Here is a 16,594-nt window from a genome sequence, read left to right on the forward strand (position 1 = left end):
AGCCTCCACATACCAAATAAATCGACCGTTTGGCACCCCGATTTATCCGTGCGATATGTGTGTGATTTATTGTTAAAAATTATTTCGCCTAAAATAAAAATTGCTTTCTAATTCTAGCCAAAATAACGTCGCACTTTATACCACAAAGTGCGGTGAAAAACTAGCGAATTTTTTAAAAGCCAATAAAAAACGGCAATCTGTCATAGCAAATTGCCGCTTTAATTTTTGAGCTAAGAATTATTGCTCTTGCTGAGCTAAAAACTCTTGGTTAATTTCAATTTTTGCTTTCGCACGTAACGCTTGTAATAACGCTTGTTGTAGCTCTACTTGCTGTGCTTGTTTTAGCTGTGCATCAAACTGTTTAAGCTGTTCTGCGTTTAACTCGCCATCTTTAACATTAGTAAGTTCAATCACCACAATACTATTATCGCCATTCTTCGCTGCGGTATAAACAGGTTTATCAGTGTCTTTTTTCATTGCAAAGATCACATCACGCAATTGTGGATTTTTATTTTCAGCGTAAACCCATTGCTCTTTCTCGCCGAATTTAATGCCATTTGGCAGAGCGGCATTGCTATTTTCATTTAGCACTTGCGCCACTTTTTCAGCTTGAGCTAGCACAATTTTTTCCGCTTTTTGCTGTTTTAAATATTGCGCAATTTCATCTTTTGCTTCATCAAGTGTTTTCACACCTTCTGGTTTATGTTCCACCACACGAACAATCAAAGAATGCTGATCGCCCACATTGATGGCTTCTGAGTTTGTTCCGCCCTGAGTTAATTCAGAATCAAATAATGCCGAAACCACATTGCCATAATTAAGGGCAGCTGGAATATCGTTGCGTGAGAAATAACCCGTTTCTTGCACACTCACGCCTGCCGCTTGCGCTGCTCCTTGTAACGAATCTGGCTGCTCAAAGGCTTTCTCATTGGCTTGTTTTTCCATTGCGTAGAATTCTTTCGCACTTAATTCGCTACGAAGTTTGGCAGCAATATCATTTTTCACTTGTTCTAATGGCAGGAATTTTTCATCTTCCACTTTGATGATATGGTAAGCGTTATCCACCTTAACTGGTTGGCTATATTCCCCTGCTTTTAATTCACGCGCCGCGGCTTCAAATTGTGGCGGCATCATTCCTGCCACGACCCAATCTAAGTCCCCACCATTTGCGCCAGAAATTTTATCCGTAGAATAAAGTTTCGCTAACGCTGCAAAGCTTTCACCTTTTTGTAAATCCGCATAAACCGCTTGGGCTTCTTGCTCCGTTGGAAGTTGGATATGCGCCAAATGCTGAGTCATATATTGCGCTTTGTTATCTTGATAATATTGCGCAATTTCTACATCAGTAACCTTCACATTTTTTTCCGCGGCTTGTTGGGTTAAATCAAGATATTGCACCTTCACCAACTCAGGCACGGCAAATGCAGTTTTATTCGCATTATAGTAAGCGCTAATTTCTTCTTCATTCACCTGTTGTTGCGCCACAGTGGCTGCTAAAGGAAATTCAGCTAAACGAACATCACGCTGTTGGAAAAATAGTTGGGCTACACGTTCATTTTGGCTAGATACGGTAAACGCAGAACGCGCAATACCGTCATTAAGCTGTTGTAAGGTTAATCCTTGGCGTAAATATTGTGCATATCGTTCACCGCTTAACCCATTGTTTGATAACATTTGTTGATAAAGCTCGTTATCAAATTTGCCGTCTTTTTGGAAAATTGGGCTGGTCACGATAGCTTGTTGAATTTGGCTATCGCTCACGTCAAGCTTTAATTCCGCAGCATATTGGCGCAATAATTCTTGGTTAATTAAACGCTCTAAAATGGAGCTGCGTAAACCATTAATAAATTCTGGGGAATCTGCTACTGCGGTAAATTGTGCGCCGAGCTGTTCACTAAAACGTTGATATTCTTGGTTATATTGTTCTAAGAAAATTTGTTGGGAAATTTCTTCGCCATTTACTTTGGCAGCAGAAGTATCAACGCGTGTGAACATATAGCCTGCCACGCCACTTAATACAAATGAAACCACAATTAGTGCGAAAATAATCTTCCACAAGATGCTGTTTGACGCATCGCTGAGTTTTTCCATTAACATTGAAGTTATCCTTAAATGTAAGATTAAGACAATTCTTGAGAATTATAATCGAAAGTGCTTTGATTGCCAGCATAAAAATAAAGAAGTCGGCAAAGATTGTTCTTTACCGACTTTATTATGAAAAAAACTTGCAATTAATTCACCGCACTTTCCGCACGTTTACTTTTACGGCGTGGCGTTGTTTTTTCTTCTTTTGTAATCAAGTGAGAAAAATCAACCCCTTCTGGCGGATTTTCTAAGGCGATGCTTAGCACTTCATCAATGGTTTCCACTGGACGAATATCTAAGCTGTTTTTCGCATTATCTGGGATTTCTTCCAAATCTTTTACATTATCTTTTGGAATAATCACCGTTTTAATGCCACCACGGTGCGCTGCGAGTAGTTTCTCTTTCAAGCCGCCAATTGGCAACACTTTACCACGCAAGCTGATTTCCCCTGTCATCGCTACTTCAGACTTCACAGGATTTCCCGTTAAACAAGAAACTAAGGCGGTACACATTGCGATCCCCGCACTTGGGCCATCTTTTGGTGTTGCACCGTCTGGAACGTGAATATGAATATCACGTTTTTCGTGGAAATCAGGCGCAATGCCTAATTTTTCTGCACGAGAACGCACCACGGTCATCGCTGCTTGAATGGATTCTTTCATCACATCGCCTAGCGATCCTGTGTAGGTTAATTTGCCTTTACCGATAACAGAAGTGGCTTCGATAGTGAGTAAATCACCACCTACTTGCGTCCACGCCAAGCCTGTTACCTCACCCACGCGGTTTTGTGTATCTGCACGGCCAAACTCAAAGCGTTTTACGCCCAAATATTCATTCAGGTTATCGCTGTTTACCGTGATCGATTTTAATTTCGGGTTCAACAGTAAATTTTTCACCGCTTTACGGCAGATTTTAGAAATCTCACGTTCAAGACCACGCACGCCCGCTTCACGAGTGTAATAGCGGATAATATCTAAAATCGCACTGTCTTCGATTTTCAACTCACCTTTTTTCAAGCCATTACGCTCAATTTGTTTGTTAAGCAAATGGCGTGTGGCGATATTGAGTTTTTCATCTTCCGTATAGCCTGATAAACGGATCACTTCCATACGATCAAGCAACGGACCTGGGATATTCATAGAGTTTGAGGTTGCCACGAACATTACATCAGAAAGATCATAATCCACTTCTAAATAATGATCGTTGAAGTTGGCATTCTGTTCTGGATCAAGTACTTCTAACAATGCTGAGGCAGGATCACCACGCATATCTGATGCCATTTTGTCGATCTCATCAAGTAAAAAGAGCGGATTTTTCACCCCCACTTTTGCCATTTTTTGGATTAATTTACCCGGCAATGAGCCGATATAGGTTTTGCGATGCCCACGAATTTCCGCTTCATCACGCACGCCGCCTAGCGCCATACGCACATATTTACGTCCTGTGGCATTGGCAATAGATTGTCCTAAGGACGTTTTCCCTACCCCCGGTGGCCCAACTAAGCAAAGGATAGGCCCTTTAAGCTGATTTAAACGGCTTTGTACCGCTAAATATTCCAAAATGCGATCTTTCACGCGCTCTAAGCCATAATGATCCGCATCAAGAATTTCTTGCGCTTTAACAATATCTTTTTTCACTTTGCTACGCTTATGCCAAGGCACTTGCAACATCCAATCAATGTAGCTGCGCACCACCGTTGCCTCTGCTGACATTGGCGACATCATTTTCAGTTTCTGCAATTCTGCTTCCACTTTTTCTCTCGCCTCTTTCGGCATTTTGGCTTCTTCCACTTTTTGACGAAGTTGTTCCACTTCATCAACGGTACTTTCGGTTTCGCCTAGCTCTTTTTGGATAGCTTTGATTTGTTCGTTAAGGTAATAATCGCGCTGGCTTTTTTCCATTTGCTTTTTCACACGGCCGCGAATACGTTTCTCAACTTCTAAAATGCCTGCTTCGTTAATCATTAAACCAAGCAAATATTCAAAACGCTCAGCAACATTTGCAATGCCTAAAACTTCTTGCTTACGCGCCACTGAAACCGGCATATGGGCTGCCATTGTGTCGCTTAAACGTTCTGGATCTGCAATATTTTTCAAGGCGGAAAGCACATCTGGCTGCACTTTTTTGTTGAGTTCAATGTATTTTTCAAACTCTTTCAGTGCCGTATTCTGTGCCACTTCTAATTCTGTTTCATCACCAAATTGGGTATCCATTAACTCAATTTTTGCCTCGAAGAAACGCCCATTGTCTTCTAAATGGGAAATTTTGGCACGTTGCTGCCCTTCCACTAGCACTTTTACTGTGCCATCTGGCAAGTTGAGTAATTGAATAATATTCGCCACCGTGCCGACATCATACACATCGTCCACCGTAGGCTGTTCTAACTCAGCCGCTTTTTGCGAAACTAATAATAATTGTTTGCCATTTTCCATTGCCTCTTCAAGACTGGCGATGGATTTTTCGCGTCCCACAAACAATGGCATAACCATATATGGGAAAACCAGCACATCGCGTAATGGTAAAACAGGCATGGTTTTTTGTTTTGTTCGTCTGGCGTTCATATTTTCTCTCTTTCCTTAAAACTTGAAATTACTCTCCCATATTGGGGCAATTTAGCAAAGTTCAAGTTCGCAACACAAATTATGCAAAATAAGATTTATGCCGTTCAGTGTACCCCATTCAAATTAAAAGTGCGGTCATTTTTTCACATAAATTTTATTTTTTCTCTTTTCAGGAAAGAAAAAGATTAAAAAACATTCAATTTGTGCGTAGATAAATAAAAAATCCAACCCCGAAAGGTTGGATTGATTAAAAATGATGAAAATTTACACCGCACTTAACATTAACGCATTGTTACAAATTCTTCTGAACCCGTTGGGTGAATAGCAACGGTGTTGTCGAAATCCGCTTTGGTTGCACCCATTTTAATGGCAACAGCAAAACCTTGGATCATTTCATCAACACCAAAACCAATGCCGTGTAGGCCGACAATTTTTTCATCTTTACCCACACAAACCAATTTCATTCGACAAGGTTGGCGATGTTGGGTTACTGCGCTGTACATTGGCGTGAACGATGATTTATACACTTTCACGTTTTCTGCGCCATATTGCTCAATGGCTTGCGGTTCAGTTAAGCCGATAGTGCCGATTGGTGGGTGGCTAAACACTACGGTTGGCACAAGATTGTAATCTAAATGTTCATTTGGTTTATTGTTGAATAAACGCTCAGACAAACGGCGTCCTGCGGCAACGGCAACAGGGGTGAGTTCAATGCCACCTTCAATAATATCACCCACCGCATAAATGCCTTTCACATTGGTGTTTTGATATTTATCTACTTTGATGAAACCTTGATCGTTAGTTTCCACGCCTGCCGCGGCAAGATTGATGTTTGCCGTATTTGGTTTACGACCAATCGCCCAAATCACTTTTTCAACAGTTTGCTCCCGTCCATCTTCTAATTTTAAGGTGAAAGAACCATCGGCATTTTTAACCACTTCTTTTGGAATGGCGTGTGTGTGTAGGTGAATGCCATCTTGCGCCATCACTTCCACAAGGGTTTCTACGATAAGCGGATCAAAACTACGCAATGGGCTTTGTTTACGCACGAATAGGTGAGTGTCCACACCTAGGCTGTTTAATACCCCCGCTAATTCCACAGCGATGTAACCTGCGCCAACAACCGCAACGGATTTTGGCAACGCGTTTAATTCAAATACGCCGTCAGAATCAATGCCGTATTCTGCGCCTTTAATTTCAGGGTGAGCAGGATAAGCTCCCGTTGCGATCAAAATATGATCTGCAGTGATTTTCTCGCCGTTTACTTCAACGGTGTGGGCATCAACAAATTTGGCAAAGCCTTTGATCACGTCCACGTTATTTTTGGCTAATACATTGTTATAAGAATTGTGGATACGTCCAATATAAGCCTGACGATTTTCCACTAACTTACTGAAATCAAAGTCTTTTACTGCAACATCAAAGCCATAATCTGGTGCATACAGGTTGATCGCTTCTGCCACTTGCGCGCCATACCACATCACTTTTTTCGGCACGCAGCCCACGTTTACACAGGTTCCGCCTAGTTCTTTTGCTTCAATAATGGCACATTTTTTGCCATAGCTTGCCGCACGGTTAATTGAAGCGATACCGCCACTTCCGCCACCAATGGCGATGTAATCATAATGTTTTGTCATTTTTAACTCCCTAAATTGGTGAATTGGGCTGTGAATGCGAAAAAGCCCATAATAAATCTGCGCTTATTTTGCCGAAAAATACGGAGTAAAGCGACTAATTAATCTAATCGGTAAATTCTTACTCTGGCGTAATCCATTCCACCTTCCAGCTGCCCGTGCCTTCTGGTACAAGGGTTTTGGTTAAATAAGGCAGAATTTTTTTCATTTGCGCTTCTAGCTGCCAAGGGGGATTAACCACAATCATTCCGCTTGCAGTCATTCCACGTTGATCGGAATCAGGACGCACCGCCATTTCAATTTGGAGAATTTTGCGAATGCCGGTGTTTTCCAATCCTTTTACAATACGCTTGGCTTGCTGACGTAGCACCACAGGATACCAAATGGCATAAATGCCCGTGGCAAAACGTTTCACGCCTTCTTCAATGGCTTTTACCACCAAATCATAATCTTCTTTTAATTCATAAGGGGGATCGATCAAAATCAGCCCGCGTCTTTCTTTTGGCGGTAAGGTAGCTTTAATTTGCTGAAAACCGTTATCGCGCTTGGTGGTAACATTATCAAATTCTTTGAAATTATTGCGTAATAATGGGAAATCCGCTGGGTGTAGCTCCGTTAATAACGCTCGATCTTGTGGACGCAATAAATGTGCGGCGATCAGCGGTGATCCTGCGTAATATCGTAGCGATTTGCCGCCATAATTCAGTTTCTTAATAAGGGCGACATAACGCGCCACTTCTTCGGGCATTTCTGTTTGATCCCACAAACGCCCGATCCCTTCTTTATATTCACCGGTTTTTTCAGCTTCATTGCCGAATAAGCGATAATGCCCCACACCGGCATGAGTGTCTAAATAATAAAAGCCTTTATCTTTTTGTTGCAGACTTTCAATAATCAGCATTTGCACAATGTGTTTTAGCACATCGGCAAAGTTGCCTGCGTGGAAGCTATGACGATAACTCAGCATTTGTTTGCCCTTAAAAATTTGATAAAAAAAGACCGCACTTTATTTTTGCGGATTATGATAGTTAAAACGAAGGGCGAACATTCTGGCTCGCCCTGTGTCATCAAAGAACTACTTGATGACAATTTATTTGGCTAAAATCGCTTGCAAGGCTTGGTAAATAGACTGTGCTTGATTACCTGAAAGCGCATTGCCGTCTTCATCGCTAATCACCACTGCACTTTGTCTGCCTAAATCAGAAAGTTGCATTGCATACTCCCCTTTTTCTAATTCAGCGGCAGCCACGCCAAATCTCGCCCATTCTGTTTTTTCTAATGGACTATATTTTAATTCACGATAGCCACGCCCCGGATTTTCTGACGTGGTTTCAAATCCTACTTGATTTAACGCTCCACGCAGACGTTGCCACGCTTGGTTAAAAGGTGCATTTAACGCTAATGCCGCACGACCGTTTATATCTGTGGTTAATTGCGTTTGAATTGGCGTTACTGCAGTGCTATTTAATTCACTTTGCTGTTTACGATACGCCGTATTTAACTCACCGATCAGCTGATTTAAACGATCAGACGTATAACGCTGCTTTTGCGCCACCGTTGGGGTAAAAATAATATTATCGCGCTTCATTTGCAGAATTGACACCACCAACGCACTCGCCCCTTGATATTGCACTTGCTCAATCAAATAACGAATTTGTGTGTCGCCAATATCATCGGCACGCCCCGTTGCCGCCCAACTGGTTTCGATACGATTATCTTGATATTGATAAGTAATCCCTTGTTCTTTTAATAAACGTGCTACTTGATTTAAGCTATAAACTGCTTCTTTCGATGAGGGATAAACAATCAAAGAACGCTCACCGTCAAACTGTGCAATGGAATTATTAATCACTGCGATTGGTGTGCTTGGTGGGCGAATATCCACTTTTTGATGTGCTTGTTTATTAAGCTGCGGCAATGCATAAGTGTTATCTTGTGCAGGTAAATTTACCCCACCGCTTGCTAGGGGTGCAAAAACCACTTGCTGTTCAGCGTATTTTTCAAAGTTATCATTAGCTTGCTGTTTACTTTCATTGCTTGCTGAACAAGCCACTAATGTCATTAAAATTGGCGTGCTTAATAACCACTTTTTCATCAATTTATCCTCAAGGTTAAACAAATTTCATTGCCAGTTTTGACAATCAGAATGCAGAAAAGTTTAAGGGGCATTGACTGCTCAACACCCCTCAGTGGATTTTTACTAAAAATTATAACAATCCTGCAATTTTCAAGGCTTCAATCACTTTTGGTTGTGCCGCTTCACTTAATGTTGTCAGTGGTAAACGCAACACTGGCTCTGGAATTAAACCTAATTTATAAGCCGCCCATTTCACAGGAATTGGGTTAGATTCAACAAAAAGATCTTTGTGTAATGCCATTAAACGCTGGTTGATCACCTCTGCTTCATCAAATTTACCCGCTAAAGCAAGCTCACACATTTTCGCCATATCTGCGGCAGCGATGTTATTTGTTACCGAGATCACCCCTTCACCGCCAGCTTTGATACTTTCTAACCCTGTCGCATCATCACCACTTAACACGATGAAATCTTCACCTGCAAGCTGTTTAATTTTCGCTACACGGCTCACATCACCTGTTGCTTCTTTGATTGCCACAATATTATCAATCTGTGCTAAACGCCCCACGGTTTCAGGCTGCATATCGCTGCCTGTACGCCCCGGCACGTTATATAAAATTTGTGGTAAATCTGTGCATTCTGCAATCGCTTTAAAGTGTTGATACATTCCTTCTTGCGTTGGTTTGTTGTAATAAGGCACAACAGATAAACAACCCGCAACGCCACTGCCGTTTAATAATTTTGTCATTGTAATGGCTTCACTGGTGGCATTTGCGCCCGCACCAGCAATTACAGGGATACGTCCATCGGCAAATTCAACGGTCTTTAGAATTGTTTTAACGTTTTCCTCTATGCTTAATGTGGCAGATTCCCCTGTTGTTCCCACAGACACAATACCGTGCGTTCCCGCAGCGATGTGGTACTCAACCAATTTTTTTAGTGCGTCAAAATCAACCTCACCGTGTGAGTCCATAGGGGTAATCAACGCGGTAATACTACCGTAAAATAAAGGATTCGTTGCTGACATAAAGACCTCCGAATTATTTTTGTTATGTCTATTGAGTTTGCTTGAAAAAGTTTGTTTAAGATCGCTAAAATAACCAAAATTTGCAAGCAATTTTTTGCATTTTTTCTCAATAACATCAAATTTTTAAGGATATTTACTATGCAAACATTAAAAGCGGGCGATTTTGCCCCGCACTTTGCTTTACTAGACCAAAATGAGCAACGGGTTTCGCTTACCGATTTTAAAGGCAAAAAAGTCTTGGTTTATTTCTACCCCAAAGCACTCACCCCGGGTTGTACCACGCAAGCCTGTGGATTGCGTGATAGCAAAGCGGAACTGGAAAAACTCAATGTCGTGATTCTTGGCATTAGCCCCGATAGCCCGAAAAAGCTCGCTAATTTTACCGAGAAAAAAGCCTTGAATTTCACGCTCCTTTCCGATGAAGATCACCAAGTCGCTGAACAATTTGGCGTATGGGGCGAGAAAAAATTTATGGGAAAAACCTATGACGGCATTCATCGCATTAGCTTCTTAATTGATGAACAAGGCAAAATCGAAAAAGTCTTTGAGAAATTTAAAACCGGTGAGCATCATCAAGTGGTGCTAGATTATTTAACACAAAAATAATCTCTGACGGCTCAAATTAAAGTGCGGTGCAAATTTTTTAAATTTTTCCACCGCACTTTATTTTTTGTGATTTTTATTAATGAGCTTTTTTACAACTCGCCAAAATATCCAAATCCTTTTGATACACGTCCGTTTTTAAATTCATATCCATCATTCCAATCACGGTGCTAAATAAATTGTCGTGGGAATAATGTTGGGCGCTGGCATTGTGCCGCAGGCACTCTAAATCCACACCTTCATTTTGCTGCCACGTTTTGGAAAACCAAAAGAACATCGGCACTTTGGTTTGATAATCTGGCGCGATAGCATAAGGCGTGCCGTGCAGATAAATGCCGTCTTCACCAAGGGATTCACCGTGATCTGACACATAATATACCGCACTTTCCAAATCATCACGGTGTTCCAATTTTTGGATCACTTGATCAAGGAAGTTATCAATATACAAAATGCCGTTATCGTAAGTATTCACTAATTGTTCGTTGCTACAAGTTTGAATTTCGTTGGTGTCGCAAGTTGGTACAAACTTCTTAAATTCAGGCTTGTAACGTTCATAATAGGTCGGTCCGTGGCTGCCGATGGTATGCAAAATCAGCACCGTATCTTTTTGGCTTTCGTTGAGAATTTTGTCGAAATCTTTCAGCAAAATCTCGTCTAAACATTCGCCGTCCGTACAGTATTCTGGCGTTTTCATATTGGTAACTTCATTTGGCACACGCAAGCAAACGCCTTTGCAATCGCTGTTATTATCTAGCCAGAAAATGTTCACGTCCGCACGTTGTAGCACATCGAGCAAATTGTCCATTTTTTGTGCTTTGCCACCATTGTATTGGGCTTGAGTGAGATAGGAGAACATACAAGGCACGGAAATGGCGGTTGATGTGCCACAGCTGGAAACGTCCGTGAAATTGATGATGTCTTTGCCACGCGCTGCCAGTTTTGGGGTGGTTTGGCGTGCATAACCATTTAGCCCCCAGTTTTGCGCACGCGTGGTTTCACCCACCACAATCACGGTGAAATGGCGATATTCATCAGGTTTGGCTTGTTGTGCATCTAAACCGATTTGTTCATAAGGGCGATTGGCTTCACGCACGCGTTTCACTTTATTTACGCCTGCACTAATGAAATTAGACGGTACAAGCAAGCTCACAACGGGCTTATTATTGCGAACAAAGGCGGCGTAATCTTGATAAAAACCTTTCGCAATGCCCCAAATCACCACGCCAGAAAGGGCGATCAAGCCCACGCGCAAACCAAACTCTTTCCACCAAGTGCGGTAATCCACTTTCACCATAATGTATAAAATGGCTGGCAACACGCCAAAAACGGCGATCCAAGTGAGATATTGCCAAGTGAGCATACGAACACTTTCCGCAGGCGTGGTTTGCAGCACATTTTCGAGCATATCCGTGGTGAAATGCACATCATAAAATAAGGCTTGATAGCCAATGGCAGCGCTAATAATCAGCAACAGCGGAATAATCACTTTGTGCAAAATAGGCAAAGCAAAAAGCTGAAAAACCGCATTTAGCGTAAAGAAAATAAAGACGGGAACGGTGAGAAGAAAATAATCTTCAGGTTGACCCGCAAATGGGTGCAGCGCCCACACTTTTTTGTAAAATGCAATATTTAGCACTAAAGTAAAATAAAGCGCAACCAGTGCAATAAGGGTTGAGCTTTTTAATTTAAACCGAGAAAATAACATAAAAAGAATCTCCTAATTTTAAGATTATCATTGAATAGTCGTTGAATTAGTCAAATAAAAAATTAAAAAGTTCTTTACGAAAACTTACAAATAAAATGAGGAAAAAATGAACATCAGCCAAGCAGCCGAGAAAGCAGGTTTATCTGCCAAGCAAATTAGGGATTATGAAAAAGCGGGATTATTGCCTGAGGCGCAACGCACTTTATCGGGTTATCGCTTTTATTCTGAGCAGGATTTAAGCCAGCTGCGCTTTATTAGTAACGCGCGTAAAGTGGGATTTTCATTGCAACAAATTCGCGAATTGTTAAGGTTAAATAGTGATCCGAATCGCACTAGTCGCGAAGTAAAAGCCATTACAGAACAACATATTACAGAGCTAAAAGACAAAATTGCTAGCTTACAAGAAATGCTGGATTTATTGCAGCGCTGGCATTGTTCTTGCCAAGGAAATGATAGCCCTGATTGTTCTATCCTTTCAGGGCTAACGGAAAAAACGAAATTATAGGCGTTTGTAGGTTAAGAAATAATAGCAGCTTACGGCTAAAAATGAGCAGCCGACCATGGTTAAAAGCATTGGCGCGGCGCTGTTAATTTTCATTAATGCAACAAGCGATCCCACACAAGCACCCGTGCCGAAACGCACACTACCTACCATTGAATTCGCTGTGCCAGCCATTGCAGGGAATTTTTCTAAAATTGATGCCATTGCATTTGAGCTAATGAGTGAATTCTGCCCAACAAACAGTGCTACGCCAATAGCCATTGACCAAAAGCCAAGATCGAAAAACACTACTAATAATAGCCAAATCGCCGCAAGAAATTGAATGATCAAACCTGTTTGCAACATTTTTTCTGCGCCGACTTTGGTTACCAAGTGCCCGTTTAAAAACGAACCTAAGGTCATCACGCTAATATTTAGCATAAAGAAATAACCAAAGTTTTGTTCTGGAATACCATAAATGCCGATATATACGATCGATCCTGCGGTTAAGAATGCAAACAAGCCACCAAAGCCAAAGGCGCTCATAAACATATAACCCAGCACTTCTTTTTTCTGCCATAAATTGACGAAATTGCGCACTACAATGTTTAAGCGTAAAGGAATGCGGTTTTCTTTTTTATGGGTTTCAGGAATGATGAAAAACACCAGCAAGGTACTCAACGCGCCCATTACCGCAATCACATAAAAGATCGAGTGCCAATGGAAATAAGTTACCAAATAGCCACCAATAATTGGCGCAACCAGTGGGGCGATCATAAACACAAGGGTGATTGTGGACATTGTGCGTGAAAGTTCATTTTTACTGAAAAGGTCGCGTAACAATGCGCCCACTAAAACCACGGGCGCTGCGCCAAAAAAGCCTTGCATAAAGCGTAGCACGGTAAAACTACCAATTTGATTGATTGTCGTGAGAATTAACGCAGTAATGGCACTGACAATTACGCCTAGCAGAATAATGGGTTTACGCCCATAGCTATCGCCCACAGGTCCCCAGAAAAGCTGCCCCGCCGCCATACCGTAAGCGAAAAAGGTTAGGGTATGTTGAATTTGTTCAGGGCTAACGTGCAAATCTTGCGACATTCGCAAAAAGGCAGGCAAATACATATCTACCCCAAGCGGTGGCAACATTGAAAGTAGCCCAAGGGTCAAAATGAAAATAAAGCTGGGTTTATGAATCGTTTTTTCGCTCAAAATGCTATCCTTATTTTAATGCGTTTAATTCTTCTACGCTTAAAGGGCGGTATTCCCCTTCTTCTAATTGCTCATCTAGCACCACATCGCCAATTTTCCAACGGTGCAGCCCAATCACTTTGTTGCCTAAGGCGGCAAACATTCGTTTTACTTGATGATAACGCCCTTCGCTTAGGGTGAGATTTACATTGTAATCATCAATAATTTCAAGTTTAGCAGGCTTGGTAGGGTGTTTTTCACCACGCAATAAAATGCCTTCGGCGCAGGCTTGTTGATAATGATTTTCTACGGGATCGGCAAGGGTAACCAAATAAGTTTTCTCGCAATGATGCTTTGGTGAAGTGATGCGATGCGACCACTGCCCATCATCAGTGAGCAACACCAGCCCTGTGGTATCCACATCTAGCCGTCCTGCACTGTGCAATTTGCCGGCAAGGGGATAATCAAAGAATTGATAAATTGTTGGATAATCGCCGTCATCATTGGAACAAACATAGCCTTGCGGTTTATTTAGCATAATATAATGCCCCGCTTCAAACCAAGTAAGGCGTTCACCATCAAAGTAAATCTCATCTTCCGCACTCACTTTGGTTGCGCCGTTTTTCTCAATTTTTCCGTTAATTTGCACCGCACTTTGGCGTAGGGCTTTATTGGCTTGAGAGCGCGTCAGCCCTGTTTGTTCGGCTAAAAATTTATCTAATCTCATTGCGTGATTTTCTCGTTTATAAAAACGAAACATTGTACAACATCTCGGCATAAAACCCTAGTTGAGCCGAAAACAAAAGTGCGGTTGATTTTGTGAATGAATTGTAAATAATGTGTTGTAAATCACAGATTTTCTGATTTTTTCGCCTATAATAGGGCGTTGAATTATTCTCACAACCTTTTCAAATTGTTATAAGGACTGTTTTATGGACGCACAATTACGCCAAGCGGCGCTTGATTTCCACGAATTTCCAAAGCCGGGAAAAATTGAAGTTACCCCAACCAAATCTCTCGCCACACAGCGTGATCTTGCTTTAGCTTATTCACCGGGAGTGGCAGAGCCTTGTTTAGAAATTGAAAAAGATCCTGCCAATGTTTATAAATACACCGCTCGCGGCAATCTCGTTGCGGTAATTTCTAATGGAACGGCGGTGCTAGGCTTAGGTAATATCGGCGCCTTAGCAGGCAAACCCGTAATGGAAGGGAAAGGCGTGCTATTTAAAAAGTTCGCTGGCGTAGATGTGTTTGATATTGAAATTGATGAAAAAGATCCTGATAAATTAGTAGAAATTATCGCCGCACTTGAACCAACTTTCGGCGGCATTAACCTTGAAGACATCAAAGCCCCAGAGTGTTTTTACATTGAACAAAAATTGCGTGAGCGAATGAATATTCCCGTATTCCACGATGATCAGCACGGCACAGCCATTATTTCAGCTGCGGCGGTGATCAACGGTTTACGCATTGTGAATAAAAAAATTGAAGACGTAAAATTAGTGGCATCGGGCGCAGGTGCGGCGTCTATTGCTTGCTTGAATTTGCTCGTTTCCCTTGGAATGAAAAAAGAACACATCACCGTGTGCGATTCCAAAGGCGTGATTTTCAAAGGCCGTGATGAGCGAATGGACGAAACCAAAAAGCTTTACGCCATTGAAGATAACGGCACGCGCACCTTGGCAGATGCAATGCCGAATTGTGATATTTTCCTTGGCTGTTCCGCAGCGGGCGCATTAACCCAAGAAATGGTTAAAGTGATGGCACCAAATCCGCTAATTCTTGCCTTGGCGAACCCAGAACCTGAAATTTTACCGCCACTTGCTAAAGAAGTTCGCCCTGATGCCATTGTTTGTACAGGCCGTTCAGACTACCCGAACCAAGTAAATAACGTGCTTTGTTTCCCATTCATTTTCCGTGGTGCATTAGATGTGAGCGCCACCACCATTAATGAAGAAATGAAATTAGCCGCGGTGTACGCCATTGCGGATCTCGCCTTGGCGGAGCAAAGCGAAGTGGTTACTTCCGCCTATGGTGGCGCAGAAATTTCTTTTGGACCAGATTACATTATTCCAAAACCGTTTGATCCACGTCTTATCGTAAAAATTGCACCAGCTGTTGCAAAAGCAGCAATGGATAGTGGGGTGGCAACTCGCCCAATTGAAGATTTTGATGCCTATTTAGAAAAACTTACTCAATTCGTTTACAAAACGAATTTATTTATGAAACCTGTGTTCGCCCAAGCGAAACAAGACAAAAAACGTGTCTTACTGACAGATGGTGAAGAAACGCGCGTGCTTCACGCCGTGCAAGAAATTGCCACTTTAGGCATTGCACAACCGGTGTTGCTAGGACGTACGCACATCATCAAAGAAAAAATCAAAAAACTTGGCTTGCATCTTGAAGTAGGACGTGATTTTGACATTATCGACATCGAAAACAATCCTTACTATGACGAATGCTGGCAACGTTATCACGACAAGCTAAAACGCCAAGGAATGACGCCATCAGGCGCAAAACGTAAAATGTTGCATAATCCGACCGCACTTGGCACGGTGTTGTTAGAACTTGGCAAAGCCGATGCAATGCTCTGCGGATTGGTTGGGCCTTATGCTTCTCACTTAGGCGCAATCAAAGATTTCACGGGTGTGAAAGCAGGCGCAATTCCTGCTACTGTAAATGGTTTGGTGTTACCAACAGGCAACTTGTTTATCGCCGATACATTCGTTAATCCAAATCCAACGGCAGAAGAATTAGCGGAAATCACCTTAATGTCTGCGGCAGAAGTTCGCCGTTTTGGTATTGAGCCACAAGTGGCGCTGGTTTCTCATTCTAACTATGGTAGTTTCAATGATGAAAATGCAGTGAAAATGCGTGAAGTGTTAAAACTTGTGCGTGAAAAAGCGCCAGAATTAATCATTGACGGCGAAATGCACTGCGACATTGCGCTTTCCGAAAGTTTACGCAACGAAGTGATGCCAGATAGCCCGTTAAAAGGCGCGGCAAACTTGCTAATTATGCCAACAATGGAAGCGGCGCGTATCAGCCTTAACTTGCTACAAGGCACGGCAACGCCAATCACCATTGGGCCAATCTTAATGGGCGTAAATAAAACCGCACATATTTTAACCTCAGCGTCTTCTGTTCGCCGTATTATTAATATGGTGGCGGTCGCCGCAGTAAAAGCACAGCAAGAAGCTTAAAAAAGAAAAAATAGTTAGGGCAGATTT

General features: G+C 42.1%; 12 protein-coding genes. 3 read left to right on the forward strand and 9 right to left on the reverse strand.

What is annotated here, in order from left to right; translation table 11 throughout:
• Positions 1–237: 237 nt before the first annotated feature.
• The 6 genes from ppiD to dapA form a co-directional block, all read right to left on the reverse strand.
• A complete protein-coding gene (gene ppiD / locus ACLS0A_RS04390; RefSeq protein WP_416082552.1) occupies positions 238–2,097 on the reverse strand; it encodes a peptidylprolyl isomerase in 1,860 nt (619 codons plus the stop codon).
• 134 nt (positions 2,098–2,231) lie between these two features.
• Positions 2,232–4,646 (reverse strand): endopeptidase La, encoded by a 2,415-nt coding sequence (gene lon / locus ACLS0A_RS04395; RefSeq protein WP_416082553.1) that lies wholly within the window; start codon positions 4,644–4,646, stop codon positions 2,232–2,234.
• Positions 4,647–4,927: 281 nt separating this feature from the next.
• Positions 4,928–6,283 (reverse strand): glutathione-disulfide reductase, encoded by a 1,356-nt coding sequence (gene gorA, locus ACLS0A_RS04400; RefSeq protein WP_416082554.1) that lies wholly within the window; start codon positions 6,281–6,283, stop codon positions 4,928–4,930.
• 118 nt (positions 6,284–6,401) lie between these two features.
• The gene (locus tag ACLS0A_RS04405; RefSeq protein ID WP_115249984.1) at positions 6,402–7,247 is read right to left on the reverse strand and encodes a 23S rRNA (adenine(2030)-N(6))-methyltransferase RlmJ; all 846 of its coding nucleotides are present in this window, start codon (positions 7,245–7,247) and stop codon (positions 6,402–6,404) included.
• A 123-nt stretch (positions 7,248–7,370) separates the two neighbouring features.
• Entirely contained in the window at positions 7,371–8,375 is a 1,005-nt protein-coding gene (bamC, locus tag ACLS0A_RS04410; RefSeq protein ID WP_416082555.1) for an outer membrane protein assembly factor BamC, read from the reverse strand.
• A 112-nt stretch (positions 8,376–8,487) separates the two neighbouring features.
• On the reverse strand, positions 8,488–9,384 hold the full coding sequence (gene dapA, locus ACLS0A_RS04415; RefSeq protein ID WP_416082556.1) for a 4-hydroxy-tetrahydrodipicolinate synthase: 897 nt from the start codon (positions 9,382–9,384) through the stop codon (positions 8,488–8,490).
• Positions 9,385–9,522: 138 nt separating this feature from the next.
• On the opposite strand from dapA, the gene bcp reads away from it, so the two are divergent.
• Positions 9,523–9,990: a thioredoxin-dependent thiol peroxidase gene (gene bcp / locus ACLS0A_RS04420; protein ID WP_416082557.1), complete on the forward strand. Its 468-nt coding sequence runs from the start codon at positions 9,523–9,525 to the stop codon at positions 9,988–9,990.
• 76 nt (positions 9,991–10,066) lie between these two features.
• On the opposite strand, the gene ACLS0A_RS04425 is transcribed toward bcp, so the two are convergent.
• On the reverse strand, positions 10,067–11,692 hold the full coding sequence (locus ACLS0A_RS04425) for a phosphoethanolamine transferase (protein WP_416082558.1): 1,626 nt from the start codon (positions 11,690–11,692) through the stop codon (positions 10,067–10,069).
• A 106-nt stretch (positions 11,693–11,798) separates the two neighbouring features.
• Between ACLS0A_RS04425 and cueR the strand changes: the two genes are divergently transcribed.
• On the forward strand, positions 11,799–12,197 hold the full coding sequence (gene cueR / locus ACLS0A_RS04430) for a Cu(I)-responsive transcriptional regulator (protein WP_103853946.1): 399 nt from the start codon (positions 11,799–11,801) through the stop codon (positions 12,195–12,197).
• On the opposite strand, the gene ACLS0A_RS04435 is transcribed toward cueR, so the two are convergent.
• Positions 12,192–13,388, reverse strand: coding sequence for a Bcr/CflA family multidrug efflux MFS transporter (locus ACLS0A_RS04435; RefSeq protein ID WP_416082561.1), 1,197 nt, complete (start codon positions 13,386–13,388; stop codon positions 12,192–12,194). The genes cueR and ACLS0A_RS04435 overlap by 6 nt on opposite strands.
• 7 nt (positions 13,389–13,395) lie before the next feature.
• Entirely contained in the window at positions 13,396–14,091 is a 696-nt protein-coding gene (rsuA, locus tag ACLS0A_RS04440) for a 16S rRNA pseudouridine(516) synthase RsuA (protein ID WP_416082562.1), read from the reverse strand.
• Positions 14,092–14,296: 205 nt separating this feature from the next.
• Between rsuA and ACLS0A_RS04445 the strand changes: the two genes are divergently transcribed.
• Positions 14,297–16,567 carry an NADP-dependent malic enzyme gene (locus ACLS0A_RS04445; protein ID WP_416082559.1) on the forward strand — a complete coding sequence of 757 codons (2,271 nt, stop codon included), beginning with the start codon at positions 14,297–14,299 and terminating at the stop codon, positions 16,565–16,567.
• Positions 16,568–16,594 lie beyond the last annotated feature (27 nt).

This window comes from Avibacterium volantium (genome assembly GCF_049366555.1).
Lineage (GTDB): Bacteria > Pseudomonadota > Gammaproteobacteria > Enterobacterales > Pasteurellaceae > Avibacterium > Avibacterium volantium_A.

Excerpts from the sequence above, each read along its gene's own strand:
- ppiD (WP_416082552.1), bottom strand. The coding sequence starts at position 2,097 with ATGTTAATGGAAAAACTCAGCGATGCGTCAAACAGCATCTTGTGGAAG.
- lon (WP_416082553.1), bottom strand. The coding sequence starts at position 4,646 with ATGAACGCCAGACGAACAAAACAAAAAACCATGCCTGTTTTACCATTA.
- gorA (WP_416082554.1), bottom strand. The coding sequence starts at position 6,283 with ATGACAAAACATTATGATTACATCGCCATTGGTGGCGGAAGTGGCGGT.
- ACLS0A_RS04405 (WP_115249984.1), bottom strand. The coding sequence starts at position 7,247 with ATGCTGAGTTATCGTCATAGCTTCCACGCAGGCAACTTTGCCGATGTG.
- bamC (WP_416082555.1), bottom strand. The coding sequence starts at position 8,375 with ATGAAAAAGTGGTTATTAAGCACGCCAATTTTAATGACATTAGTGGCT.
- dapA (WP_416082556.1), bottom strand. The coding sequence starts at position 9,384 with ATGTCAGCAACGAATCCTTTATTTTACGGTAGTATTACCGCGTTGATT.
- bcp (WP_416082557.1), top strand. The coding sequence starts at position 9,523 with ATGCAAACATTAAAAGCGGGCGATTTTGCCCCGCACTTTGCTTTACTA.
- ACLS0A_RS04425 (WP_416082558.1), bottom strand. The coding sequence starts at position 11,692 with ATGTTATTTTCTCGGTTTAAATTAAAAAGCTCAACCCTTATTGCACTG.
- cueR (WP_103853946.1), top strand. The coding sequence starts at position 11,799 with ATGAACATCAGCCAAGCAGCCGAGAAAGCAGGTTTATCTGCCAAGCAA.
- rsuA (WP_416082562.1), bottom strand. The coding sequence starts at position 14,091 with ATGAGATTAGATAAATTTTTAGCCGAACAAACAGGGCTGACGCGCTCT.
- ACLS0A_RS04445 (WP_416082559.1), top strand. The coding sequence starts at position 14,297 with ATGGACGCACAATTACGCCAAGCGGCGCTTGATTTCCACGAATTTCCA.